This window comes from Rhodopseudomonas sp. RCAM05734, assembly GCF_052658035.1.
The window spans coordinates 1,992,013-2,015,772 of the sequence record NZ_CP199742.1 but is presented as its reverse complement, the minus strand read 5'-3'; the positions used below and the strand labels follow the sequence as shown (position 1 = coordinate 2,015,772).

18 protein-coding genes and 2 pseudogenes are annotated in these 23,760 nt (G+C 65.1%); 11 read left to right on the top strand and 9 right to left on the bottom strand.

The features are described 5' to 3' along the window. Positions 1-10 precede the first annotated feature (10 nt). The 3 genes and pseudogenes from ACUXVA_RS09595 to ACUXVA_RS09585 all read left to right on the top strand — a co-directional run bounded on the left by ACUXVA_RS09595 (position 11) and on the right by ACUXVA_RS09585 (position 3,189). A complete protein-coding gene (locus tag ACUXVA_RS09595; protein ID WP_265080519.1) occupies positions 11-538 on the top strand; it encodes a rhodanese family protein in 528 nt (175 codons plus the stop codon). Between the two features lie 13 nt (positions 539-551). Beyond that, positions 552-1,346 carry a sulfite exporter TauE/SafE family protein gene (locus ACUXVA_RS09590; RefSeq protein WP_265080520.1) on the top strand — a complete coding sequence of 265 codons (795 nt, stop codon included), beginning with the start codon at positions 552-554 and terminating at the stop codon, positions 1,344-1,346. 110 nt (positions 1,347-1,456) lie between these two features. Continuing rightward, positions 1,457-3,189: pseudogene (locus tag ACUXVA_RS09585) on the top strand (adenylate/guanylate cyclase domain-containing protein). Between the two features lie 16 nt (positions 3,190-3,205). Here ACUXVA_RS09585 and ACUXVA_RS09580 read toward each other — a convergent pair. Together ACUXVA_RS09580 and bla are read right to left on the bottom strand one after the other, a co-directional pair. After that, positions 3,206-4,024 (bottom strand): MBL fold metallo-hydrolase, encoded by an 819-nt coding sequence (locus ACUXVA_RS09580; RefSeq protein WP_265080521.1) that lies wholly within the window; start codon positions 4,022-4,024, stop codon positions 3,206-3,208. A gap of 214 nt (positions 4,025-4,238) precedes the next feature. After that, on the bottom strand, positions 4,239-5,147 hold the full coding sequence (gene bla / locus ACUXVA_RS09575; protein WP_413776402.1) for a class A beta-lactamase: 909 nt from the start codon (positions 5,145-5,147) through the stop codon (positions 4,239-4,241). Between the two features lie 93 nt (positions 5,148-5,240). On the opposite strand from bla, the gene ACUXVA_RS09570 reads away from it, so the two are divergent. Further along, complete coding sequence (locus ACUXVA_RS09570; RefSeq protein WP_265080523.1) at positions 5,241-6,134, top strand: LysR family transcriptional regulator; 894 nt, start codon at positions 5,241-5,243, stop codon at positions 6,132-6,134. Between the two features lie 130 nt (positions 6,135-6,264). Here the strand turns inward: ACUXVA_RS09570 and ACUXVA_RS09565 are convergent. From ACUXVA_RS09565 to ACUXVA_RS09555, 3 genes and pseudogenes are all read right to left on the bottom strand, one after another. Continuing rightward, a pseudogene (locus tag ACUXVA_RS09565) lies at positions 6,265-6,540 on the bottom strand (GIY-YIG nuclease family protein); the annotation flags it as partial. Positions 6,541-6,924: 384 nt separating this feature from the next. Next, positions 6,925-8,538, bottom strand: a complete 1,614-nt coding sequence (locus tag ACUXVA_RS09560) for a phosphoenolpyruvate carboxykinase (protein WP_265080525.1) — start codon at positions 8,536-8,538, stop codon at positions 6,925-6,927. Positions 8,539-8,726: 188 nt separating this feature from the next. Continuing rightward, on the bottom strand, positions 8,727-9,455 hold the full coding sequence (locus ACUXVA_RS09555) for a HugZ family pyridoxamine 5'-phosphate oxidase (protein ID WP_445491812.1): 729 nt from the start codon (positions 9,453-9,455) through the stop codon (positions 8,727-8,729). 217 nt (positions 9,456-9,672) lie between these two features. Between ACUXVA_RS09555 and ACUXVA_RS09550 the strand changes: the two genes are divergently transcribed. From ACUXVA_RS09550 to ACUXVA_RS09530, 5 genes are all read left to right on the top strand, one after another. Beyond that, positions 9,673-10,374, top strand: coding sequence for a response regulator transcription factor (locus ACUXVA_RS09550; RefSeq protein WP_044412750.1), 702 nt, complete (start codon positions 9,673-9,675; stop codon positions 10,372-10,374). 104 nt (positions 10,375-10,478) lie between these two features. Beyond that, positions 10,479-12,284 (top strand): sensor histidine kinase, encoded by a 1,806-nt coding sequence (locus ACUXVA_RS09545; RefSeq protein ID WP_320109675.1) that lies wholly within the window; start codon positions 10,479-10,481, stop codon positions 12,282-12,284. Next, positions 12,281-12,808, top strand: coding sequence for an HPr kinase/phosphorylase (locus tag ACUXVA_RS09540; RefSeq protein ID WP_265080526.1), 528 nt, complete (start codon positions 12,281-12,283; stop codon positions 12,806-12,808). The genes ACUXVA_RS09545 and ACUXVA_RS09540 overlap by 4 nt, the downstream gene beginning before the upstream one ends. 130 nt (positions 12,809-12,938) lie before the next feature. Next, positions 12,939-13,340: a PTS sugar transporter subunit IIA gene (locus tag ACUXVA_RS09535; RefSeq protein ID WP_265080527.1), complete on the top strand. Its 402-nt coding sequence runs from the start codon at positions 12,939-12,941 to the stop codon at positions 13,338-13,340. After that, a complete protein-coding gene (locus ACUXVA_RS09530; protein ID WP_265080528.1) occupies positions 13,337-13,660 on the top strand; it encodes an HPr family phosphocarrier protein in 324 nt (107 codons plus the stop codon). Before ACUXVA_RS09535 ends, ACUXVA_RS09530 begins: the two co-directional genes overlap by 4 nt. 68 nt (positions 13,661-13,728) lie before the next feature. Here ACUXVA_RS09530 and ACUXVA_RS09525 read toward each other — a convergent pair whose 3' ends face one another. Continuing rightward, entirely contained in the window at positions 13,729-15,354 is a 1,626-nt protein-coding gene (locus tag ACUXVA_RS09525; protein ID WP_445491809.1) for a glycosyltransferase family 39 protein, read from the bottom strand. Between the two features lie 124 nt (positions 15,355-15,478). On the opposite strand from ACUXVA_RS09525, the gene lepA reads away from it, so the two are divergent. Further along, the gene (gene lepA / locus ACUXVA_RS09520; protein WP_265080530.1) at positions 15,479-17,284 is read left to right on the top strand and encodes a translation elongation factor 4; all 1,806 of its coding nucleotides are present in this window, start codon (positions 15,479-15,481) and stop codon (positions 17,282-17,284) included. Between the two features lie 180 nt (positions 17,285-17,464). Here the strand turns inward: lepA and ACUXVA_RS09515 are convergent, their stop codons facing one another. From ACUXVA_RS09515 to ACUXVA_RS09505, 3 genes are all read right to left on the bottom strand, one after another. Then, entirely contained in the window at positions 17,465-18,703 is a 1,239-nt protein-coding gene (locus ACUXVA_RS09515; protein WP_445491806.1) for an alpha/beta fold hydrolase, read from the bottom strand. 85 nt (positions 18,704-18,788) lie between these two features. After that, entirely contained in the window at positions 18,789-19,952 is a 1,164-nt protein-coding gene (locus ACUXVA_RS09510) for an acyltransferase family protein (protein ID WP_265080532.1), read from the bottom strand. Between the two features lie 192 nt (positions 19,953-20,144). Next, a complete protein-coding gene (locus tag ACUXVA_RS09505; protein WP_445491804.1) occupies positions 20,145-22,379 on the bottom strand; it encodes a putative bifunctional diguanylate cyclase/phosphodiesterase in 2,235 nt (744 codons plus the stop codon). Between the two features lie 448 nt (positions 22,380-22,827). Between ACUXVA_RS09505 and mepA the strand changes: the two genes are divergently transcribed. Beyond that, positions 22,828-23,757 carry a penicillin-insensitive murein endopeptidase gene (mepA, locus tag ACUXVA_RS09500; protein ID WP_445491802.1) on the top strand — a complete coding sequence of 310 codons (930 nt, stop codon included), beginning with the start codon at positions 22,828-22,830 and terminating at the stop codon, positions 23,755-23,757. Positions 23,758-23,760 lie beyond the last annotated feature (3 nt).

The window sequence follows — 23,760 nt, the reverse complement described above, 5'->3', positions numbered from 1 at the left end:
GGAGTCTGCCATGACGCTTCCCCACATCTCCCCCGACAAAGCCAAACAGCTGATCGCCGAGGGCGCCGTCCTGGTCGATATCCGCGAGGCCGACGAACACGCCCGCGCCCGCATCGCCCAGGCCCGCCATGAGCCGCTGTCGCGGCTCGGCCCGATCGACGTCGACGCGCAGGCGGTGATCTTCCATTGCAAATCCGGCGGCCGTACGGCTGCCAATGCTGGCCGCCTCAAGGCCAGCACCGATTGCGAGGCCTATATCCTCGACGGCGGCATCGACGCCTGGAAAGCCGCCGGCCTCCCCATCGTCGAAAGCACGAAGCCGCCCATCGAAATGATGCGCCAGGTACAGATCACCGCCGGTTCGATGGTGGTCGCTGGCGCGGCGCTGGGCGCGCTGCTGCACCCCGGCTTCTATCTGCTGTCGGCCGCGATCGGCGCCGGCTTGGTGTTTTCCGGCGTCACTGGCACCTGTATGATGGCCCGGGTCCTGGCGTTCGCGCCGTGGAATCGCCGCAACACAGTGCCGGCGCACGGCTGAACGAAAGTCTTCTATGTGGTTTGCTTCCGCTGACGTCGCGACGATCCTGTCCGGCGGACTGGTCGGCTTCATCCTGGCACTGATCGGCGGCGGCGGTTCGGTGCTGGCGGTGCCGCTGCTGGTCTATGTGGTCGGGGTGACCTCGCCCCATGTGGCGATCGGCACCAGCGCCATTGCGGTGGCGGTCTCGGCCTTCGCCAACATGCTGTCGCACTGGCGGGCCGGCAACGTCCGCTGGCCCTGCGCCATCGTGTTCTCGCTGGCCGGCATCGGCGGCGCCTTTGCCGGCTCCAGCATCGCCAAGCAGGTCGACGGCCAGAAACTGCTGTTCCTGTTCGGCCTACTGATGATCGCCATCGGCGCCCTGATGCTGCGCAAGCGCAGCGGCAGCGGCGATCCATCGATCAACCTGACCCGCGCCACCGCGCGCAAAATGCTGCCGATGCTGATCGGGGTCGGTTTCGTGGTCGGCCTGCTGGCCGGATTCTTCGGCATCGGTGGCGGCTTCCTGATCGTGCCCGGTCTGATGCTGGCCACCGGCATGACGATGACCGCGGCGATCGGCACCTCGCTGGTGTCGGTGGTGGCGTTCGGCGCCTCCACCGCGGCGAATTACGCCCTCTCCGGACTGACCGACTGGCGGCTGGCGGGGATCTTCATCGCCGGCGGCCTGCTCGGCGGCCTCATCGGCATCGCCGCCGGCAAGGTCATCGGCAGCCACGACCGCGCGCTACGCGCCACCTTCGCCGCCGTGGTCATCATCACCGGCGTCTATGTCTGCATCCGCGGCGCGCTGCATTTCATGTGACGGCCGCAAAGCCGGCGACGGCCGGCCCCTCTCCCCCGCGATTTGACACCTGACATCGGCGTCGCCATACGGTTCCATCGGCCTCTTTTGAAGCTTCCGAGCGGGCACCCATGATACGGATATCGATTAGACGACAGATTCTCGGCATCGCCGTCGGGTTGATCGTCCTGATGGTGATCACGTCGATCCTGTCGATGTATATGGCCGGCCGGGTCGGGATCCTGCTCGACGAACTGACGACAAAGTACATTCCGGCCTACGGCCATCTGGCGCGGATGAACATCAACTCGCTGGAGAGCGCGATGTCGCTGCGCCGCATGGCGACTGCCAAGATGCAGTCGCCCGCGAGCGACACCGGTTACGCCGAGCGGCTGAAGTTGTTCGACGCAAAAGGCCTCGAGACCGAACGCGAGGCGCAGGCCGCGCTCCAGCTCATCAACGCGATCATCGACGACCCCAATACGCAGTCGGACAATGCCGCGCTCGGCCGCATCGAAAGCCGGATCGAAATCGCGATCACCAGCTTTCGCAGCCATCTGGATGACGAGCGCACCCAGTTGCTGGCGCAGCTCGAGTCCCGCAACTTCGCCGAAGCCAGGCAGACGCTGGAGCGGGTCGACGCCATCCGCGATGAGCTGAACAATTCGGTCGATGCGATCCGCGCCGACATGCTGCTGCAGGTCTATGCCAGCGGCGCAGCGACGATGCGCGACCAGAAACGGACGATCTTCATTTCGGCGGTGGTGACGGCCCTCGCCGGAATCATCGGGCTGATTTTCGCGCTGCTGGTCAGCGGCGGCATTACCCGCCCGGTGCAGCGGTTGCTCGAGGGCACCCGCGAGATCGAGGCGGGGCGCCTCGACGGCTCCATCGACGTCACCACGCGCGACGAGATCGGCCAGTTGTCGGCCGCATTCAACCGCATGGTCGAGAAGCTGCGCCACAACGAGCGCATCCGCGAAACCTTCGGCCTCTATATCGACCCGAAGGTGGTGGAAGGATTGATCGACCAGCCGGCAGTGGCTGCGGCCGAGGGTGAGCGCCGCGTCATGACGGTGCTGTTCTGCGACATGAAGGGATTTACCCGGCTGAGCGAAGGCGTCACGCCGCAGGGCCTGGTCCGCATCATGAACCACTATTTCTCCACCATGTCGGCGCCGGTTCGCAGCCACCGCGGCATCATCGACAAGTACATCGGCGACATGATCATGGCCTATTGGGGCCCCCCTTCGTCGAGGATGCCGATCAGGCGACCCTGGCCTGCCTGGCTGCGCTCGACATGACCGGACGGATCGCCGGCTTGCGCAGGGAGTTGCCCGAGCTGCTCGGCGTCCGCGCCATTCCTGTCGAATGCGACATCCGGATCGGCATCGCCACCGGCGAGGCGCTGGTGGGCAGTATCGGCTCCGAACTCATGATGAGCTACACGGTCATGGGCGACACGGTGAATCTGGCGTCGCGGCTGGAGAGCGCCAACAAGCTCTATGGCAGTCGCCTGCTGGCGTCCGAGGCCACCGTCGCGCAGGCGGGCGCCGCGATCGAGGTACGCGAGATCGACCGGCTCGTGGTGCTCGGCCAAAGCCGGTCGCAGGCCGTGTATGAGATCATGGCCCGAAAAGGCGAACTGACGCCGGACCAGACGCTGTTGCGAACCAGTTACGCTGAAGGGCTCGCCGCCTATCGCGCGCAGGACTGGGACGCTGCCCGCCGCGCCTTCACGGCCGCGTTGCAGGCGGCGCCCGACGACGGGCCGTCGACCACCCTGCTCGCGCGGATCGAGACCCTCGCAGCGACCCCGCCTGGCGGCGATTGGGATGGTGCCTGGCACCTCGACCGCAAGTAACCGCGCCGCGCTTTGCCTACACCCCGTCGAGGATGATCACCGTCGGCACCGCTGGCAGCGCCCCCAGCGACATCCGCAGCGTGCGCTCGCTGCGCCGGTCGATGGCGAACTGCTGGCCGATCTTGCTCATGAATTCGCTCAGCGGCGTCATGAAGCGGTGCATCGGCAGCACGATCGAGGCGCGCAGCCTTTTGGTGATCTCGGACACGCCGTCAAGCGACATGGTGTAGCTGCCGTCGATCGGCACCATCACGATGTCGAGCCGGCCGATCGCCGCGAAATGGCTCTCGTCGAGCTTGTGGTGGAGATGGCCGAGATGGCCGATGCACAGGCCGGCAACCTCGAAGATGAAGATCGAATTGCCGTCGCGGATCATCGCCGCATTGCTCTCGTCGAACATGTAGCGGCGAATGTCGGTGGTGACGTTGCGGATCAGCACATCGCCGACGCGCCGGTCGATATGCGCCGGTCTGCCGTCGTCGCCCCAGCCATGCAGCACCAGCCCGATCTTCGGATCGGGATTGAGGGTGTAGTGCGTGCTGTGGGCGCGGTTCATGGTGACCACGTCGGGCAGCCGGCCGGCGCTGTGGAAGCCGCTGTAGTCGGTCGCGATCCGCACCCCGCCCGGCGTATCGATCACATAGGTGGAATGGCCGGCATAGCTGATCGCCACTTCCTCGGCCTTCGCCGCGGTACGCCGCAGGCTGACCGGCACGGCGCGCGGCGGCGCGCCGGCCATCGCCAGGCACTCGCTGCCGCGCGGCGCATCCTGCGCCAGGACCGGCGCGACCTGCGCACCCAGCAACGCCATCACAACAGCAAGCGATCGCAGCATGGCCAGCCTCCGGAGAAGACAAGTGTCTCGCAAGATCCGTGCACTTGGCGGCGCGGTCAAGCCTGATCCTTCAAGCCCCACACTCAGCTGTCGTCGCCCGGCCAGCGCGCACTTGCGCGAAGGACCGGGCGACCCAGTAAACGCCGGCGCCGTTTTTGCGCGCCCGACCAACAGAAGGAAGCGTCCGCATAGCCGCCTCCTTCACGCCCGGTCGTCAGCCCTTCCGGTCGATCGTGGCCGCAATCGCCTGCGCGACCGCCGCGATGACTGCATTTTTCCGCTCCGGCGAAACACTCGACTGCGTCAGGTAGACTGCGAGCATGATCGGCGCGCGCTGCGGCGGCCATATCACTGCGACATCGTTTGCCGTGCCCTGTTCCCCGGTGCCGGTCTTGTCGCCGACGCGCCAGCCGGGAGGCAGCCCGGCGCGCAGCCGGGTGTCGCCCGTCTTGTTGCCGACCAGCCAGGCAATCAGTTGATCGCGCGACCCGGACGACAGCGCATCGCCCGTGACCAGCGATCGAAAATCGGATGCCATGGCGTTCGGCGTCGTGGTGTCGCGCGGATCGCCAACCTTGCCTTCATTCAGAGCGGGCTCGATGCGATCGAGCCGGGTGACCTGATCGCCAAGCGTGCGCACGAAGGCGGTGACCCCGGCCGGTCCGTCCAGGCTCGCCAGCAGCAGATTGGCGGCCGTATTGTCGCTGAGGGTGATCGCCGCTTCGCAGAGTTCGGCCACCGACATGCCGTCTCCGTCGATGCGTCCCTGCGTCGTCGGCGAATAGGCCACGAGGTCGCTCTTGCCGAAGCGAATCCGTCGCTCGAGGTTTTCCTTGCCTGCATCGACGCGCTTGAGAACCGCAGAGACGGCAAGCGCCTTGAAGGTGCTGCACATGGGAAACCGCTCGTCCGCGCGATGACCGATTTGCGCGCCCGTCGCGGTGTCGAGCATGGCGACGCCGAGTCGCCCGCCACTCTCGGACTCCAGCCTCTTCAATGTCGCGGCGATCGCATTGTTCGGCTCGCCTGCGGCGAGCGCCTCGTTCGGCCGGCTCATCAAACCCGCTCCAGTAAGGCTCGCGCCGGTTGCTATCAAAAACCTACGTCTGTTGATCATTCGCATCGTCCTCCGTTGCGGCGGCAAGATGCGGAGCGCGACGGACATTGACAAACGATCATTCATGGGGCGAGACATAAGAAAAATTTGGGTCGCAAAATGAAGTCATCGCATCTGCCGCTCAACGCCCTGCGCGCCTTCGAGGCTTCGGCACGGCAACTCAGCTTCACGCGCGCCGGGCTGGAACTGCGGGTCACGCAGGCGGCGGTCAGTCATCAGGTCAAGAGCCTGGAAGACACGCTGGGCGTCCAACTGTTTCGCAGGCTCCCGCGCGGCCTCGCTTTGACCGACGAGGGGCAGGCGCTGTTGCCGACGATTGCCGAATCGTTCGAGCGCATCCGTGCAACGCTGGACCGCTTCGAGGACGGCCGCTTCCGCGAGGTCATCACCGTCGGCGTGGTCGGAACCTTCGCGACCGGCTGGCTGCTGTCCCGCCTGACGGCGTTCGAACGCGCTCACCCCTATGTCGACCTTCGGCTGCTCACCAACAACAACCGCGTCGACATTGCCGGCGAAGGCCTCGACTTCGCGATCAGGTTCGGCGACGGGTTGTGGCATGGCACCGAAGCCACGCGACTTTTCGCCGCGCCGCTGACGCCGGCCTGCACGCCGCAGATCGCAAAAGAACTGCGCAGGCCTGCGGATCTCAAGCGCCAGCCATTGCTGCGCTCCTATCGACCGGACGAGTGGCCCCGGTGGTTTGCCGAAGCGGGGATCGCCGGCCCGACGATCACCGGTGCGATTTTCGATTCCTCGATCACCATGGCGGAAGTTGCCGCGCGCGGCGCCGGTGTCGCTTTGCTGCCCGCCAGCATGTTTGCCCATGAACTGCGCGAGGGCCGGCTGGCGCGTCCGTTCAAGATCGAAATCACCCTGGGCGCCTACTGGCTGACGTCACTGCGATCGAAGCGCCCGACCGCGGCGATGCTGGCGTTCAAGACCTGGCTGCTCGACAGCGTCGCGGCGTCGAACCCGGATGGCCAGTCGACATAGCGCGCGTCGGCGACATACACACGCGGTGTCATCGCCCGGCCGGCGCGCACTTGCGCGCCGTGACCGGGCGACCCAGTACACGCCGGCCTGTCCGCCCCGCACTGGCGCTCACAACACCGCAATGACCGGGTAGATCATCCCAGTTCGGATTATCCTTCTCGATCAGCGCGATCTTCCAGGCCCGTGGCCATTTCTTCAGGCGCTTCTCGCGATGGATGGCGTGTTCGATGTGATCGAAATACTCGAAATAGACCAGTCGATCGACGCCATACTTCCTGGTGAAGCCTTCCGCGATTTTTGTCTTGTGCTCGTACACCCGACGAATGAGATCATTGGTCACGCCGATATACAGCGTGCCCCCGATCTGGCTGGCGAGGATGTAGACGTAGTAGTGATGCTCGCGCATCGTTAAAGTCTGTGTTTACTGGGTCGCCCGGTCAAGCCGGGCGATGACAGTTTTTTTCCGGGTGAGCAAGCGGACTACACTCCGGAAAACCCAACACTCAGGTGTCGTCGCCCGGCCTGCGCGCACTTGCGCGAAGGACCGGGCGACCCAGTACATGCCGGCCTCAAAGTTGCGCGAAGCGGACAAATCAAGCGCTCCGCCCGGTCCTGCGGGTGCAGCGCGACTTAGGCCGAAACTCCTGTGTCTACTGAGTCGCCCGGTCCTTCGCGCAAGTGCGCGCCGGCCGGGCGATGACAGCCGAGAGGTTGGCAAAATTGAGCAACAAGAAACAAAAAGGGCGGCCTTGCGGCCGCCCTTTTGCAATCCACACCGATGCAGCGAAACCTACTCCGCCGCGAGCTTCAGATCGGGCGCAGCGGCGCGGACGTCGGCGTCGACCTGGGCTTCGAACTTGGCGAAGTTCTTCTGGAACATGCCGACCAGCGCGCGGGCGGTCTTGTCGAACTCGGCCTTGTCCTTCCAGGTATTGACCGGATCGAGGATTTCGCTCGGCACGCCCGGCAATGCGGTCGGCACAGCAAAGCCGAAATACTTGTCGGTGCGGAATTCGACGTTGCGCAGCGAGCCGTCGAGTGCGGCGGTCAGCAATGCACGCGTCACCTTGATCGGCATGCGGCTGCCGACGCCGTATTTGCCGCCGGTCCAGCCGGTGTTGACCAGCCAGCAATCGACATTGTGCTTGGCGATCAGGTCGCGCAGCATGTTGCCGTAGACCGACGGATCGAGCGGCAGGAACGGCGAGCCGAAGCAGGTCGAGAATTCCGGCTGCGGTTCGTTGCCGAGGCCGCGCTCGGTGCCGGCCACTTTCGCGGTGTAGCCGGACAGGAAGTGATACATCGCCTGCGCCGGCGACAATTTCGCGATCGGCGGCAGCACGCCGAAGGCGTCGGCGGCAAGCATCACCACGTTCTTCGGCTGGCCGGCGCGGCCGGTGCGCGAGGCGTTCGGGATGAAGTCGAGCGGATAGGCCGAACGAGTATTCTCGGTCTTCGAGCCATCGTCGAAATCCGGCACCCGCGTATCCTCGTCGAGCACCACGTTCTCGAGCACGGCGCCGAAGCGCTTGCTGGCAGCGTAGATCGCGGGCTCGGCTTCGCCGGACAGCTTGATGCACTTGGCGTAGCAGCCGCCCTCGAAATTGAAGACGCCGTCGAGACCCCAGCCGTGCTCGTCGTCGCCGATCAAGGTACGGTTCGGATCGGCTGAGAGCGTGGTCTTGCCGGTGCCGGACAGTCCGAAGAACACCGCGGTGTCGCCGTTCGGGCCGACATTGGCCGAACAATGCATCGGCAGCACGCCCTTGGCGGGCAGGTAGTAGTTCAGCGTGGTGAACACGCTCTTCTTCATCTCGCCGGCATAATAAGACCCGCCGATCAGGACGATCTTGCGGGCGAAATCGATGGCCACGACATTCTCCGAGCGGACGCCATGGCGTTTCGGATCGGCCTTGAAGCTCGGCAGGTCGATGATGGTGAGTTCGGGCACGAAGTGCGGCAGCACAGCGGCCTCGGGCCGGATCAGCAGCGTGCGAATGAACAGCGAGTGCCAGGCCAGTTCGGTGAAGACGCGGGTCTTGATCTGGAACGTAGGGTCGGCGCCGCCGAACAGATCCTGCGCGAACAGCGACATGCCTTCAGCATGCTTCTTGAAGTCGACGTACAGCGCCTCGAACTGCTCCGACGTGATCGACTGGTTGCCGGCCCACCACATGTTTTCGGTGGAGGCATCGCGTACCGTGAACTTGTCCTTCGGACTGCGGCCGGTGAAGTCGCCGGTGTCGGCACACAGCGCGCCATCGGCAGACAGCACGGCTTCGCCCGCTGCCAGCGAGTACTGGTAGAGTTGCGGCGCGCCAAGATTCCAGTGCACAGCCTTGAGATTTTTCAATCCGAATTTGTCGGCGCCAAAGGCACCGTTGCGTACGCCCGTCTCTTGCACAGAAAATCCTCCTTGAGCCCGCGTGCCTTGCGTTGGCGATGGTCTGACGTCGCCGATCGACCGCGGTAGCCCTCCAATATAGCGCTGGGGTCGTGGTCCGGCGACCTAATAGTGACCAACGTCCGAAATGCCAAGCCGATCCGTCATATTTGGTTTACTCTAGCGCGAGCCTTGATCCTGCTCAAAGTTCAGCCGCGCGCTTGCGCTGCAAGCTCGACGAGCACTTGTCGCAGTGCACCCGGCGTGACGATGCGCCGCGGAAAATCGAGCCGCAGTGCGGTCGCACCATCGGCGAGATCGAGTCCGTCGGGATCGTAGCCGGTGCAACGCCAGTCTCCGGGCGCAGCATCGAGCAATCGGGTGGCATACAGATTGAGCGCATCGCGGTGGTCGGTATTCATGTGATCGACCGCGCTCTGCTCGGCCTCGAGCAAGGCGTCGGCATCGCTGAGATCGGTGAGAAATTGCACTGGCGCGAGGTCATTGATGCGGCCAAACCCGGCAACCAGGTGAGCGCCTGTGGGCGCGATCCGGAAGAACGAGAAATCCGCAAAGTTTACAAACACTTCTGCCGATGGATGGGCATTGAGGTAGCGCTGCCGCAGGTTTGCCGCAACGTCGCCTTCGGCCGGCTCGGCGACCCCGGCCAGCATGATTCGCGCGCCTTCCAGCGGATCGCCGGCGGCCCGCTCGTCGAGCATGACAGACACCCGGGGATCGGCCAGGATATTGCGGGTGTGCACGGCAAGTCGTGAAATCAGCAGGATCGGCGCCCCATCGGGGGCGCTGGCAAGGTTGACCAGCGAGCAGTATGGCGCGCCGGTGCCGGCCATCAGGGTGGCCAGGGCGCCCTGCCGGCTGCGCCGCAGCAGCGAACGGGCCAGCCGGGCAGGATCGAAATCAGCGGTCGGTTGCATCGGTCAATCTCCGGCATCTCATTGCAAAAAGTGCCTTTTTCTCGCCAATCCAATGGCTATATGCAATGGAACCGACAGATCATTCAGACGTTCAGGGAACTCGGTCACATTTCAGCCCAGCTTGCATTGCTCGTTGACTGTGCTCTCAAGGCCACCTCTAACGGCGGATTGTCGAAATCCTTCGCGTCTCGCCACTCCCGCTTCGGAAAGCAGGCTCATGCCCACAATCGCTTTGGTCGACGACGACCGCAACATTCTCACATCCGTCTCGATCGCGCTTGAAGCCGAAGGCTATCGCATCATGACTTACACGGATGGTGCGTCGGCTCTCGACGGTTTCCGGACCAGCCCGCCGGACCTGGCGATCCTCGACATCAAGATGCCGCGCATGGACGGCATGGAGACGCTGCGCCGTCTCCGGCAGAAGTCCGACCTGCCGGTGATCTTCCTGACGTCCAAGGACGAGGAGATCGACGAATTGTTCGGCCTCAAGATGGGCGCCGACGATTTCATCCGCAAACCGTTTTCGCAGCGGCTGCTGGTGGAGCGCGTCAAGGCCGTGCTGCGCCGCGCCGCGCCGAAGGATCCCACCGCTGCGCCGAAGGAAACCGACGCCAAGGCGCTGGACCGCGGGCTGCTGCGCATGGATCCTGAACGCCATACCTGCACGTGGAAGAACGAGCCGGTCACCCTCACGGTCACCGAATTCCTGATCCTGCAGGCGCTGGCCACCCGCCCGGGCGTGGTGAAGAGCCGCAACGCCCTGATGGACGCCGCCTATGACGACCAAGTCTATGTGGACGACCGCACCATCGACAGCCACATCAAGCGGCTGCGCAAGAAGTTCAAGGTGGTCGACGACGACTTCGAGATGATCGAGACCCTGTACGGCGTCGGCTACCGCTTCAAGGAAACCTGATCAGACGCGCCGGAAACAACAGCCGCTGGGGCCTGACGGCCCCGGCGGCTTGGCGTAGACTGCGGAACAGGGCGCGACGTATCGCCAACAACCGGGCTTTAGCATTGCTGGATCGAACGCAGCCTGATGGAAGCCTGGACACCGACGGCACGTCGCCGCTCGCGCCGGACTCCGCCGTCAACACCGAAACGTCGGGCTGGCAGCGGCCGCTGAACTGGCTGCGCAGCGCGCGGCGGTTCTTCGTCGCGCTGACCTTTTCCAGCCTGACCCGCCGCATCGTCTCGCTGAACCTCGCCGGCCTGATCGCGCTGGTCGCCAGCATTCTCTATCTGTCGCAATTCCGGGCCGGCCTGATCGATGCGCGCGCCCAGAGCCTGCTGGTGCAGGCCGAGATCATCGCCGGCGCCATCGCCGCCTCCGCCACGGTGGAGACCAACACCATCACTATCGATCCGGACCGGCTGCTCGACCTCAAGCCCGGCGAGACCTATGGCGCCCCCGACGAATTGTCGGGGCTGGATTTCCCGATCAATCCCGAACGCGTCGCGCCGGTGCTGCGGCGACTGATCTCGCCAACCAAGACGCGCGCCCGCATCTATGATCGAGATGGCGTGCTGATCCTCGACAGCCGCAGCCTGTACGGCCGCGGCGACGTGCTGCGCTTCGAACTGCCGCCGCCCTCCACCGAAAAGCCCGGCTTCGCCGAACGCGCCATGATCGCGGTGCGCACCTGGCTCAACCGCGGCGACCTGCCGCTGTACCGCGAGCTCGGCCCGGAAAACGGCAACGGCTATCAGGAAGTCGTCCAGTCGCTGGACGGCATGAAGAGCAGCATGGTGCGCATCAACGAGCGCGGCGAAGTGATCGTTTCGGTGGCCGTGCCGGTGCAGCGTTTTCGCGCGGTGCATGGTTCGCTGATGCTGTCGACGCAGGGCGACGACATCGACCAGATGGTCACCGCCGAGCGCCTTGCGATTCTGAAAGTGTTCGCGGTGGCGGCGGTGGTGATGATCGTGCTGTCGCTGCTGCTGGCCTCGACCATCGCGGGCCCCGTCCGCCGACTCGCCGACAGCGCCGAGCGGGTCCGCCGCCGCATCCGCACCCGCGTGGAAATTCCCGACTTCACCAGCCGCCGCGACGAGATCGGCCATCTCTCCGGCGCACTGCGCGACATGACCGACGCGCTTTACAATCGCATCGAGGCGATCGAGAGTTTTGCCGCCGACGTGTCGCACGAATTGAAGAACCCGCTGACCTCGCTGCGCTCGGCGGTGGAGACGCTGCCGCTGGCGAAGAACGAAAACAGCCGCGGCCGGCTGCTGGCGGTGATCGAACACGACGTGAAGCGGCTCGACCGCCTGATCTCGGATATTTCCGACGCCAGCCGGCTCGATGCCGAGCTGCAGCGCAACGAGGTGGCGCCGGTGGACATCCGCCGCCTGCTGACCACCCTGACCTCGGTGGCCAACGAGACCAAGCTCGGCCACGACGTCGGCGTCGAGGTCCGTTTCGAAGGCCCGGCCTCCGATACCTTCTCGGTGCCCGGCCACGACTCCCGGCTCGGCCAGGTGATCTCCAACCTGCTGGTCAATGCGCAGTCGTTCTCGACCCCGGGCGGCAAGGTGCGCATCGTCTGCCGCCGGCTGAAATCCGACATCGAGATCCTGGTCGACGATGACGGCCCGGGGATCGAGGACGAGGCGCTGGAACGGATCTTCGAGCGCTTCTATACCGACCGGCCGCACCAGGGCTTCGGCCAGAATTCCGGCCTCGGCCTGTCGATCTCCAAGCAGATCGTCGAGGCCCATCGCGGCCGTATCTGGGCCGAAAACCGCGTCGGCCCGGCTGGACCGGCAGGCGACATCCCCGTCCTAGGCGCCCGCTTCGTCGTCCGGCTGCCGGCCACATGACATCGCCCGGCCCGAGCATCCACGCCTCTGCCGTGCTGGTCGGCGACCTCGGCGCGGTGCTGATCCGAGGGCCGTCGGGCTCGGGCAAGTCGCGGCTGGCCTTCGATCTGATCCTGGCCGGGCGCAGCGGCGTTTTGCCACCTGCGACCCTGGTCGGTGACGACCGTATCCTGGCGGAGCATCGGAACGGCGCGCTGGTGGCCCGACCGGCGCCGGAGCTCGCGGGACTGATCGAGGTCCGCGGGCTCGGCATCCGGCGAATGACCTTCGTCGCCGAGGCCACGGTTCGCCTGGTGGTCGATCTTGACGCCGGCGACGCTGAACGGCTGCCGCCGCCGGCAGCCTTGCGCACCACCGTGATGGGCATCGAATTGCCGCGAATCCCGGTGGCACAGGGCTTTTTCGCGTTACCCTTGGTGGTCGCCGCGCTGACGACAACCGAAGGTTACGAATTGATAAGACAGATGGACGATTGCCTGAAGGGGTTTGGTAACCATATATCCCCCACTATCGCCACCGAATAGACCCGCGCCGCCTCCCCCTACGCTCGCATTTTTAAGGGAGAATCGCGAAGAGCCCTCTTGCATAGGGGCTCTGGATGGTCAAAGTGGCCCTTTCGTGCGGTGCACCAAAAGCACCCACGAGGAGTTTCCGATGATTGGTCTAGTACTTGTGACCCATGGGCGCCTTGCCGACGAATTTAAGGCAGCGCTTGAACACGTGATGGGTCCGCAGAAACAAATCGAAGCCGTCACGATCGGCGCTGAAGATGATTCCGATTTGTGTCGAAGTGACATTATCGAAGCGGTGAACCGCGTCGATACCGGAGACGGTGTCGCTATCCTCACAGACATGTTCGGCGGCACACCGTCGAACCTCGCGATCTCCTGCATGAGCCGCCCCAAGGTGGAGGTGCTCGCAGGCATTAATCTCCCGATGCTGGTCAAACTCGCCAAGGTCCGCGAGGAGCGCACGCTTCCCGACGCCATCGCCATGGCCCAGGAAGCCGGCCGCAAATACGTCACCATCGCCAGCCGCGTGCTTGCCGGCAAATGACCGACAGGACCGACCAGGCAGGCGCGCCCGAGACCATCGGCACCGGCTCCAGCCCGGTCTCCCGCGAACTTCCCATTATCAACAAGCGCGGCCTGCACGCGCGCGCGTCTGCGAAATTCGTGCAGATGGTCGAACGCTTCAACGCCGAGGTTTCCGTCACCCGCAACGGCGAGACGGTCGGCGGCAACTCGATCATGGGACTGATGATGCTGTCAGCCGGCCCCGGCACCACCATCATGGTCTCCGCCATCGGCCCAGACGCCGAAGCCGCCATCGCCGCGCTGACCGAACTGGTCGGCAGCAAGTTCGGCGAAGAGTAGGTCGCCCCCTTTCTTGCTTCCCCACCGCGCGAAGCTTAGCCCGGCGGGCGAAAGAAGAAGCGAGCCCCTCACTGCCCGGGCGCCACGACATAGACATTCCACACGGTCGCTGCGCCGGCATGGCCCTTGAAGAACCGCCGCGTCGTGATCACCATGCGCTCGGCATTGGCCGCATTGACCTTCATCCAGTCGCCACAGAGTTGCTCGTGCCAGTCCCCCACCTCGCAGATGCCGATGAAGCCGTCGCGCTTCGCCTCGTCCAGCGAACTCAGGCCTGAGGACCACGGCTCGTTCGGCGTCAGCGGCATCGGATGATCGACGCTGTAGAAGGTCATGGGGTCGCCGACGTCGGTATAGGCGGCCACCACCGGCCAGCGGCTGTGGAAGCGCTGATGCCACACATCGGTGAGTTCACGCGCCGGCTGTGAATGAGACCCATGGCTCATGCTGCCGTCGGCATTGCGCGGCAGGGTGAGGAGCGCAATCTGCGGCGCCGTTGCCAGCACCGCCAGCGTCAGCACCAGCCAGATCGCAGCCAGCCGCGCCAGCGCGGCGCGCCGCACCCGTAGCGACGGAATCGCAACCACCGATAACGGCACCAGGAAGAACAGCGAGATGCCCCAGTCGGTCTTGAGGTAGATCTCAAAGATCAGCGCGCCGACCGGCGGCCCGACCGCGACGATGGCCTGGATGAGCCAGACATTGAGCGCCTGATCGGTCCGCACGCCGGGATTGGCGGCGCGCGACCAGGGCTGCGCAATGAAGCCAGCAGGGTCGCGCCACGCCATGGTCCACCAGCGCCGGCGCCAGGCGATCGCCGCGGCGGCCAGCGCCATTGGCAAAGCCAGCAGCGCGAGATTGTGGCCGATATAGCCGAGCACGAGCTGCACGTTTTCACTGCGGTTCGACTGCGCATAGGTGCCACCGGCATAGGTGAACGGCACGAAATCGACCTGCCGCAGCCAGATGAAATGCGGAATCATCGCCGCCGCCATGGTGACGATGGCCGCCCACGGCGCCCATGAGCGCAGGAACGCCATACGCGCCGGATGGATCAGCGCGGCGAGGCCGACCGCGCCGATCATGGTCGCGACCCAGTATTTGGTCATCAGCGCCAGCGCGCCGGCGAGGCCGAGCAGCACACCCGAGCGCAGCGTGCGCTTGTCGAAGGCGTCGAGATAGGCCAGCACCACCAGCGGCAGGGTGACCAGCCGCAACAGGTCCGGATTGTACTTGAAGCCCTTGAAGTTGAAGATCGGATAGAGCGCCAGCATCACCAGCACCAGGAACGCGCGGCGGCGATCCACGACCTTCAGCGCGATGGCCCAGCAGATCATCATGCCGGTTCCGACCGTGGTCATGGCCAGCGCATAGGTGGCCCAGTCCGCCGGCGGGAACAGCATGAACCAGGCGCCCGCCACCCAGCCGGACAGCGGCGGGTGCTTGCCATAGCCGAGCAGGAACTTCTGACCCCAGGCATAGGCCTCGGCGACGTCGAAATGCACGTCCTGCGCCGCCTTGAGTTGGGTCAGGATGGCGGTCCACAACACCACATGGGCGAGCGTGAAGCCGAGCGCGAGCCACAAGCTGAGGCGTTCGTCGCCGGCCCAGGCGACAAGCCGGGCAGCGCCGCGGCGGAATTGCGAATGCCAGCGGGACCGGGGCCGCGCAGGCAGGGAAAGGGTACTGGTCATGGCCCCCTGCCTAGCGCGTTTTGCCCGCCAGCGAAATCAGGATGCCGTGAGGAAAAGCCGCCCTAAACCGCTGTAAAGCCGCAATAAGGTTGCCGCTTTGCGGCGCGAATGCTATCCCGCGCCCATGACAACTGTCCCGATTTCGAACGTCCGCAACTTCTCCATCGTCGCCCACATCGATCATGGCAAGTCGACCCTCGCCGACCGTCTGATCCAGACGACCGGGGGTCTGCAGGCGCGCGAGATGAAGGAGCAGGTGCTCGACTCGATGGACATCGAGCGCGAGCGCGGCATCACCATCAAGGCGCAGACGGTGCGCCTGAATTACCATGCCAAGGACGGCAAGGAATACATATTCAACCTGATGGACACGCCCGGCCACGTCGACTTCGCCTACGAAGTCTCACGCTCGCTGGCGGCCTGCGAAGGCTCGCTGCTGGTGGTCGACGCCTCGCAGGGCGTCGAGGCGCAGACCCTCGCCAACGTCTATCATGCGCTGGATGCCGGCCACGAGATCGTCCCGGTGCTCAACAAGATCGACCTGCCCGCCGCCGAGCCCGACCAGGTCAAGAAGCAGATCGAGGACGTCATCGGCATCGACGCCTCCGACGCGGTGATGATCTCGGCCAAGACCGGCATCGGCATCGACCTGGTGCTGGAAGCCATCGTCACCCGGCTGCCGCCGCCCAAGGGCGACAAGGACGCACCGCTCAAGGCGCTCTTGGTGGACTCGTGGTACGACGTCTATCTCGGCGTCGTCGTGCTGGTCCGCGTCGTCGACGGCGTGATGAAGAAGGGCATGCGCATCCGCATGATGGGCACCAACGCCGCGGTCGACCTCGAGCGCGTGGGCTACTTCACGCCGAAGATGACCACGGTGGACGAGCTCGGCCCCGGCGAGATCGGCTTCATCACCGCCGGCATCAAGGAAGTCGCCGACACCCGCGTCGGCGATACCATCACCGACGACCGCCGCCCGGTCACCGAGATGCTGCCGGGCTTCAAGCCTGCCGTCCCCGTGGTGTTCTGCGGCCTCTTCCCCGTCGACGCCGACGATTTCGAGACCCTGCGCGCCGCCATGGGCAAGCTGCGGCTCAACGACGCCAGCTTCTCCTTCGAGATGGAGACCTCCGCCGCGCTGGGCTTCGGCTTCCGCTGCGGCTTCCTCGGGTTGCTGCATCTGGAGATCATCCAGGAGCGCCTCAGCCGCGAGTTCGATCTCAACCTGATCGCGACGGCGCCGTCGGTGATCTACAAGATGCACCTCACCGACGGCCAGGAGATCGAGATCCACAATCCGATCGACATGCCGGATGTGGTGAAGATCGCCGAGATCCAGGAGCCATGGATCGAGGCCACCATCCTCACCCCCGACGAATATCTCGGCTCCGTGCTGAAGCTGTGCCAGGAGCGCCGCGGCACCCAGAAGGAGCTGACCTATGTTGGCGCCCGCGCCATGGTCAAATACGACCTGCCGCTCAACGAAGTCGTGTTCGATTTCTACGATCGGCTGAAGTCGATCTCCAAGGGCTATGCTTCCTTCGACTATCACCTCACCGACTACAAGGCCGCGGATCTCGTCAAGATGCAGATCCTGGTCAATGCCGAGTCGGTCGACGCGCTCAGCATGCTGGTGCATCGCACCCGCGCCGAAGGCCGCGGCCGCGCCATGGTCGAGAAGATGAAGGACCTGATCCCGCCGCACATGTTCGTGATCCCGATCCAGGCCGCCATCGGCGGCAAGGTGATCGCCCGCGAAACCGTCCGCGCGCTGCGCAAGGACGTGACCGCCAAGTGCTACGGCGGCGACATTTCGCGTAAGCGAAAACTTCTGGAGAAGCAGAAGGAAGGCAAGAAGAAGATGCGGCAGTTCGGCAAGGTCGACATCCCGCAGGAGGCGTTCATCGCCGCGCTGAAGGTGGATAGCTGAGGCACCACGCGCCTGTCATTCCGGGGCGAACGCAGCGCCGGCTGCGAGCGAGCCCGTAATCCCAAGATGCGCGAACATCTCTGGAATCACGGCAATCACATGGGCCGCGATAGCGTAGCGTATTGCGCCGCGGCAGGCCGACGGATCACGCTTCGCTGATCCGTCCGGCCCCCCTCCCCGTTACTTCCCAGCCTTCGGCAGCGCCTTGCAGTTGCTCGTGGCCTCCAGATCCTTGAAGCGCGCGACGACCCAGGCCTGGGCGTCGGCGCCGCCCTTGATCATCGAGCCGTCATGGTCGGCGCCGGCGACAGGCACGTAATCGAGCCGGTTGCCGCGGGCGCAGAGCTGGCGCGCGGCGTCGTCGGTGGCCTCCGGCATCACGGTGACGTCGTCCTTGCCCTGCACGATCCGGGTCAGCGTCTTGATGCGCAGCAGGCCGGGCTCGTTGCGGCGCGCCATCATCTTGAAGGCGCGCAGGTCCGGCCGCTTCACGAACTGGTCCTTGGCGATGGCCGTCGACCAGTAGCCGGTGGTCAGCGCATGGGTCATGCAGCCCTGCATCAGGTCCGGCAGATGCGACAGCGCTGTCGGAGTCAGGATGCGCTTGAGATCGATGGCCGAATTGCTGCGGGCAAAGGATTGCAGCGTGTACAGCACGTAGGGCAGCGACAGCTCGTTCTTGGCCGAGGTCATCACCAGCTTCAGCCGGTCCATGATGTGCGAGCCCGGCGCGAAGGCGACGTTGCCGTGCAGCTTGAATTCGGGTACGTAAGACGGCCCGATCGACGCGGCGAACAGGTCGACCTGGCCGCCCTGCGAATGCCCGACGACCGTATAGTCGGTGCCGAGGCTGGGCACGATCTCGCGCCCCGCGCGCAGCATGTCGAGCGCGTTGCGGCCGGTCGGCACGCCCTGCAGGAACGGATGATTGCCGGCCACGCCGAGCCCTTCATAGTCGGTGGCGACGATGGCGTAACCCTGCTTGACGTAGCTGTCGAGCAGCATGCGGATCACCGCGATATAGGCGTGTTCGGGGCCGCTGTCGGTGTCGCGCGACGGCGCGCAGGCCGCCGCCAGCCCGGTGGTGCCGTGGGTCCAGACGATCACCGGCCAGCCGCCGGCCGGCGCATCGCCCTTGGGAATCGACAGCGTGCCGGACACCGCCACGATGCCGCCTGCCGCACTGCTCGAGCGGTACAAGACGAGACTGTTCTGCGCGGCGCTCGGCAGCGCCATGGTGCCCTCGAAAGGCCGCGCCCAGATCACCGAACCGCGCTTGCCCGAGGGGAGCGGGGATGGGGGGGTGTAGAATGCCTCGCCTGCCGGTCCAGCCGGGATGGATGCCGCCATCGCGGGCGCTGCGGCGATCAGGGACATCACGCAGGCGAGCGCGGCGAACGATTTCTGCATCAAGGACATCAACGACTCACTCTTGGTTTGAGCAAGGCCGCACCCTGGCACAGAATGATTGCCAGCCGATGAAGCGAATACCGTTCGCGACGTCTTACGCTTCGGCCGGTCGCGACGATGCAACAGGAAGCGGGATGGTGTCGGGTGGTGCTGCACCGCGCGGCGGCGGCTCCGCCCATGCCAGGCGGCAAACCGACCAGAACAGCTTGAGCATGTCGCGTTCCAGGAAGCGGCTGGTCAGCGCGGCGGCGGCAACGCAGGCGGCGAGCGTGACGGGAACGTTGAGCCAGGCCGCAGACAGATCGCTCAGCCCGGCCGACGCATAGAGCCAGCGCAGGCCGTGAATGACGATCATGTGCTCAAGATACAACGTGTAGGAAATGTCGCCGAGATAGCGCAATCCGCGCAGCTCGGGCAGGTCGATGGTTTCGCCCGCCGTCGAGAGCGCGACGATCAGCATGGCATAGCCGGAGGCGAGGCCGAGCGTACCGGGCAGGATCGGATCGAACGTGTTCCACAGCGCGAACACGGTGGCCGCGGCGGCGGTCGCACGGCACATCCAGGCGCGGCCGATGCGCAGACGCGAACGATGCAGCACCGCCGCCAATCCGCCGAGCGCGAATTCCCACACGAAGGGACTGGTCGCAAGCTTGAGGTAGCCGAACGGATACGCCGTCGCCCAGGATTCGTAGATGCCGGTCAGCGACGCGCCATAGGCCAGCGGGATGACCAGCAGTGTGACGACGCACCAGGCGGCGAGAAACAGCCAGCGCCAGCGCGCAAACAGCAGCGAGACGGCAAACACAGCATAGAAATAGACTTCGAAGCCAAGCGTCCAGCCGGGGCCGATGATCTGGTCGGCAAACAGCGTGTCGTAGCTTCCCGGCACGAACAGCAGCGATTTGATCAGCATTAGCCGCGTGGCATCGTCGCCGATCAGGCCCCAGCCGAAACGCGCGAAGCCGACGACCAGCGTCAGGACAAGATAGGCCGGCCATACCCGCTGCATGCGCTTGCCAGCAAAGCGGACCGCCGAGCGCCATCCGCCGCGATCGCCCATGGTGGTATGCACCATGATGAAGCCGCTGATGACGAAGAACAGATCGACGCCGGAGCCGAGATGATGCAACGCGCCGAGCAGCCACTCGGTCGAGGCGTCGGGGACCAGATACACCGCACAATGGGAGATGACCACGCCGGCGGCGGCGGTACCGCGCAGCACCTGCAACCAGCCCAGCCGCTGTTTGGAATCCGTCACCGCAATAGCTTTCAAAGAAATAAGAGGCCGCGAAAAATGGCGTCGGCGCCCCGCCGGAGCAAGAACTACGCGCCGCGCCTTAACGACGGGATAAATCGACGCGATCGGAACGGGGCTGCTGCGATATGCCAATACCCATCGCGCGTTTTTTTCGGATACGCGGCCCGGAAACGCCGCCGAGACCGGTCCCGTTCACGCCACCTGGGCGCGGACCGTCAATTCGGAACCGGGGTCGGCACCGCATTGCGCTTTCAGCAGTTCGATGATCTCGGCATTGGGCCGAGCCTTGCTGAACAGGAAGCCCTGCGCCTCGTCGCACCCCTCGGCGCGCAGGCAGGCCAGTTCGGCTTCGGTCTCGACGCCTTCGGCGGTGATGGTGACGCCGAGGCCCATGCCGAGGCTGATGATCGAACGTACGATCGCCTGGGCATCGCGGTTGCCACCGAGGCCGCGCACAAACGACTGGTCGATCTTGATCTTGTCGAACGGAAAGCTGCGGAGATAGCTGAGCGACGAATAGCCGGTACCGAAATCATCCATCGAGATGCGCACGCCGAGCGCGCGCAACGCGTGCAACGTCGCCAGCACCTGGCTGCTCTTTTCCAGAAGCAGCGTCTCGGTAATTTCGAGTTCGAGCCGCTTCGCCGGCAGGCCCGATTGCTTGAGCGCGTCCATCACCAGCGACAGCAGATTGCCGACCCGGAACTGCAACGGCGACAGATTGACGGCGACGCGGACATCGTCGGGCCACTGTGCGGCCTCCATGCAGGCGCGGCGCAGGATCTGCGCGCCCAGCACATTGATCAGGCCGGTATCTTCGGCGACCGGAATGAAATCGCCCGGCGAGATCATGCCGCGCTCCGGATGCTGCCAGCGCACCAACGCCTCGAAGCCGGTGATGCGCCCACTCTTCAGGTCGATCAGCGGCTGGTAGAACGGACGCAGCAAGTCGCCCTGGATCGCGGCGCGGAGATCGATCTCGATCTTGCGGCGACTTTGCGCACGGGCGTCCATGTCGGTTTCAAAGAAGCTGAAGGTGCCGCGCGCGTCGTTCTTGGCCCGCGACATGGCCATGTCGGCGTTCTTCAGCAGCCGCTCCGATTCATCTCCATCGCTCGGCGCCATGGCGATGCCGATGCTGGCGCCGATCACGACCGAGTGGCCGTCGAGCAGATAGGGCTCACCGATCGCTTCAAGCAGCCGGCGGGCCAGCAAGACTACGTCCTCGGGGCGGTCGATGCCGCTCTGGACGATGGCGAACTCGTCCGAGTTCAGCCGCGCCATGGCGTCTTCCTCGCGCAGCGACGAGCGCAGCCGGCGGGCGACGCCGCGCAAAAGCTTGTCGCCGACCTCGTGGCCGAGCGTGTCGTTGACCGCCTTGAAGTTGTCGAGCCCAAGAAACAGCACAGCGGTCTTCTCGCCGCTGCGCCGGGTCTGGGCGAGGATCTCATCGAGGCGCTGGCGCAGCAGGTTGCGGTTGGGCAGCCCGGTCAGCCCGTCATGATGCGCCATGAAGGCCAGCCGCATCTCGGCGCGCTTGCGCTCGGTGATGTCGAGCAGCGCCAGCATCACCGCGGGCTCGTCGTCATAGACGAGGCGCCGCGAATAGATCGCGAGATCGATCAGCGTGCCGTCGGCCTTGACGTGCTTCCAGGTGCGCACCGCCTGTTCGTCGCTGCTGGGATCGCCGGCCCACGGCACGTCGGACTCGAACGCATGGAGATGGCGGATCGTCAGCTTCTCGAATTCGGGGCGCGTATAGCCGTAGTGCTCGACGGCGGCATCGTTGACACCGAGGATGCGCTCGTCATCCTGCCCGCAGACGATCATCGGCACCGGGTTGCTGTCGAACAGCAGCCGGAACGAGGCTTCGCGCTGCTTCAGTTCTGTAATGTCGATGCGGATGCCGATCAGGCCGCCGTCTTCGGTCAGCCGTTCGTCGATCAGGATGCAGCGGCCATCGGCCAGGTGCTGCTCGTGCTGCTCGCCGGGCTGTTGGAGTTTGGCCAGCCGCTCGGCAATCCACTCCTCCTCGCGACCGACCGCGTCGGGATAGTCCCCGCGGGCGACGCCGACGCGGATGGTGTCCTGCAGGCGCGCGCCTTCCCGGAACAGATCCGAACTGCGACTGTAGATTTCGGAGTACTTTTTGTTCCACAGGATGTAGCGGCCTTCGGCATCGAGAAACACGATGCCCTGCGGCAGGATCTCGATGGCTTCGCGCAGCCGCTCATGGGACGTGCGGGCCTGCGCGATCGCCGCCTCGGCTTCGGCTCGCTTGCGCACGATCTCCCCGATCGGCGTCGACGGCCGCCGGACCTTGAGCGTCAGCTTCGCGGCGGGCTGCGCCGAGCGGGCAAGCCGCGGCGCACGGGCTTTCACCGCGGATTTCGGAGGCTTCCTGGCTGACGGCCGGAATTTCGGCATAGATCTTCCACTCGCATTCTGCGCGTGCCCTTTAGTGCAAGAAGTGTCTGAAAAAACAGTATCACTTGCCTTTCGAATGCAATCACGCGTGGTCATCTGCCGCGCGCGTGTGCACAAGCTTTGCACGTTTGGTATGCGATCTTTTTGATCCGTGTTCACGGCTTGTTAACCCGCGCAGGCATTCACGCATTATTGCGCTAGAGAGCACGTGCCGCGAGCAACACGACCCTCGCCTGCGCCGGAAAATGCACTGCCGGGCGCAGTTGGGCCAAAATTACCGGCAATCTTGCACGTGGTTAGCAAGTCATTAACGAACACTCCAATACCGATACGGGAGTGACGATTCACAACCGTGGCTTCAACGGATTCGGCACAAGCGCGTCCGCCTCTTGTCGGAATCGCTGCGCCCTGCTCACATCCGACTCCTGCGAAAGATGAAGTGACGCTCATGACCACACGGCTGATTTTCGCCTTGCTGCTGATGTCGCCCATGCTGGCCCATGGCGCGATGGCGCAGGACAAGGGCAGCGTCGATCCAAAGCCATTGCCGCCGCTGGCCAACCCCAACGATCCGCACATCGGCGCCAAGGAGCTGTTCGGCCGCAAGGTGTTGCCGGCCCGGCTGCCGACCCAGGCGATCGGTTTTTATGCCAAGGGCTGCATCGCCGGCGCCGAGGCGCTGCCGATCAATGGCGACACCTGGCAGGTGATGCGGCTGTCGCGCAACCGCAACTGGGCGCATCCCGACATGGTGGCGCTGCTGGAACGACTGTCCGCCAGGGCGCACAAGGTGGCCGGCTGGCCGGGCCTGCTGGTCGGCGACATGTCGCAGCCGCGCGGCGGCCCGATGATCACCGGCCACGCCAGCCACCAGGTCGGCCTCGATGCCGACATCTGGCTGACGCCGATGCCGAACCGGAGACTGTCGCGCAACGAGCGCGAAGAGATGTCGGCGGTGATGATGGTCCGCCGCGACCGGCTCGATATCGATCCCGCCGCGTGGACGCCGAGTCATCTGTCGGTGATCCGCGCCGCGGCGCAGGAGCCGAGCGTGGAGCGCATCTTCGTCAACGCCGCCATCAAGAAGGCGCTGTGCCGCGAAGCCAAGGGTGACCGCAGCCGGCTGTCGAAAGTCCGTCCGATGTACGGCCACGACTATCATTTCCATGTCCGCATCAAATGTCCGCTGGGCAGCACAGCCTGCGAGCCGCAGCCGCCGCCGACCGACAGCGAAGGCTGCGCCGCCAGCGATTTCGCCTACTGGTTCAGCGACTCCGTGCTGCATCCCAGGCAGCCGGCCACGCCGCCCAAACCGAAGCCGCCGATGACGCTGGCAGAACTGCCGCCCGCATGCCGCCAAGTGCTTGCGGCGCCGTGAGTA

Coding starts and splice junctions, on each gene's coding strand:
- ACUXVA_RS09595 (WP_265080519.1), top strand. CDS start 11: ATGACGCTTCCCCACATCTCCCCCGACAAAGCCAAACAGCTGATCGCC.
- ACUXVA_RS09590 (WP_265080520.1), top strand. CDS start 552: ATGTGGTTTGCTTCCGCTGACGTCGCGACGATCCTGTCCGGCGGACTG.
- ACUXVA_RS09580 (WP_265080521.1), bottom strand. CDS start 4,024: ATGCTGCGATCGCTTGCTGTTGTGATGGCGTTGCTGGGTGCGCAGGTC.
- bla (WP_413776402.1), bottom strand. CDS start 5,147: ATGCGAATGATCAACAGACGTAGGTTTTTGATAGCAACCGGCGCGAGC.
- ACUXVA_RS09570 (WP_265080523.1), top strand. CDS start 5,241: ATGAAGTCATCGCATCTGCCGCTCAACGCCCTGCGCGCCTTCGAGGCT.
- ACUXVA_RS09555 (WP_445491812.1), bottom strand. CDS start 9,455: ATGCAACCGACCGCTGATTTCGATCCTGCCCGGCTGGCCCGTTCGCTG.
- ACUXVA_RS09550 (WP_044412750.1), top strand. CDS start 9,673: ATGCCCACAATCGCTTTGGTCGACGACGACCGCAACATTCTCACATCC.
- ACUXVA_RS09540 (WP_265080526.1), top strand. CDS start 12,281: ATGACATCGCCCGGCCCGAGCATCCACGCCTCTGCCGTGCTGGTCGGC.
- ACUXVA_RS09535 (WP_265080527.1), top strand. CDS start 12,939: ATGATTGGTCTAGTACTTGTGACCCATGGGCGCCTTGCCGACGAATTT.
- ACUXVA_RS09530 (WP_265080528.1), top strand. CDS start 13,337: ATGACCGACAGGACCGACCAGGCAGGCGCGCCCGAGACCATCGGCACC.
- ACUXVA_RS09525 (WP_445491809.1), bottom strand. CDS start 15,354: ATGACCAGTACCCTTTCCCTGCCTGCGCGGCCCCGGTCCCGCTGGCAT.
- lepA (WP_265080530.1), top strand. CDS start 15,479: ATGACAACTGTCCCGATTTCGAACGTCCGCAACTTCTCCATCGTCGCC.
- ACUXVA_RS09515 (WP_445491806.1), bottom strand. CDS start 18,703: ATGTCCTTGATGCAGAAATCGTTCGCCGCGCTCGCCTGCGTGATGTCC.
- ACUXVA_RS09505 (WP_445491804.1), bottom strand. CDS start 22,379: ATGCCGAAATTCCGGCCGTCAGCCAGGAAGCCTCCGAAATCCGCGGTG.
- mepA (WP_445491802.1), top strand. CDS start 22,828: ATGACCACACGGCTGATTTTCGCCTTGCTGCTGATGTCGCCCATGCTG.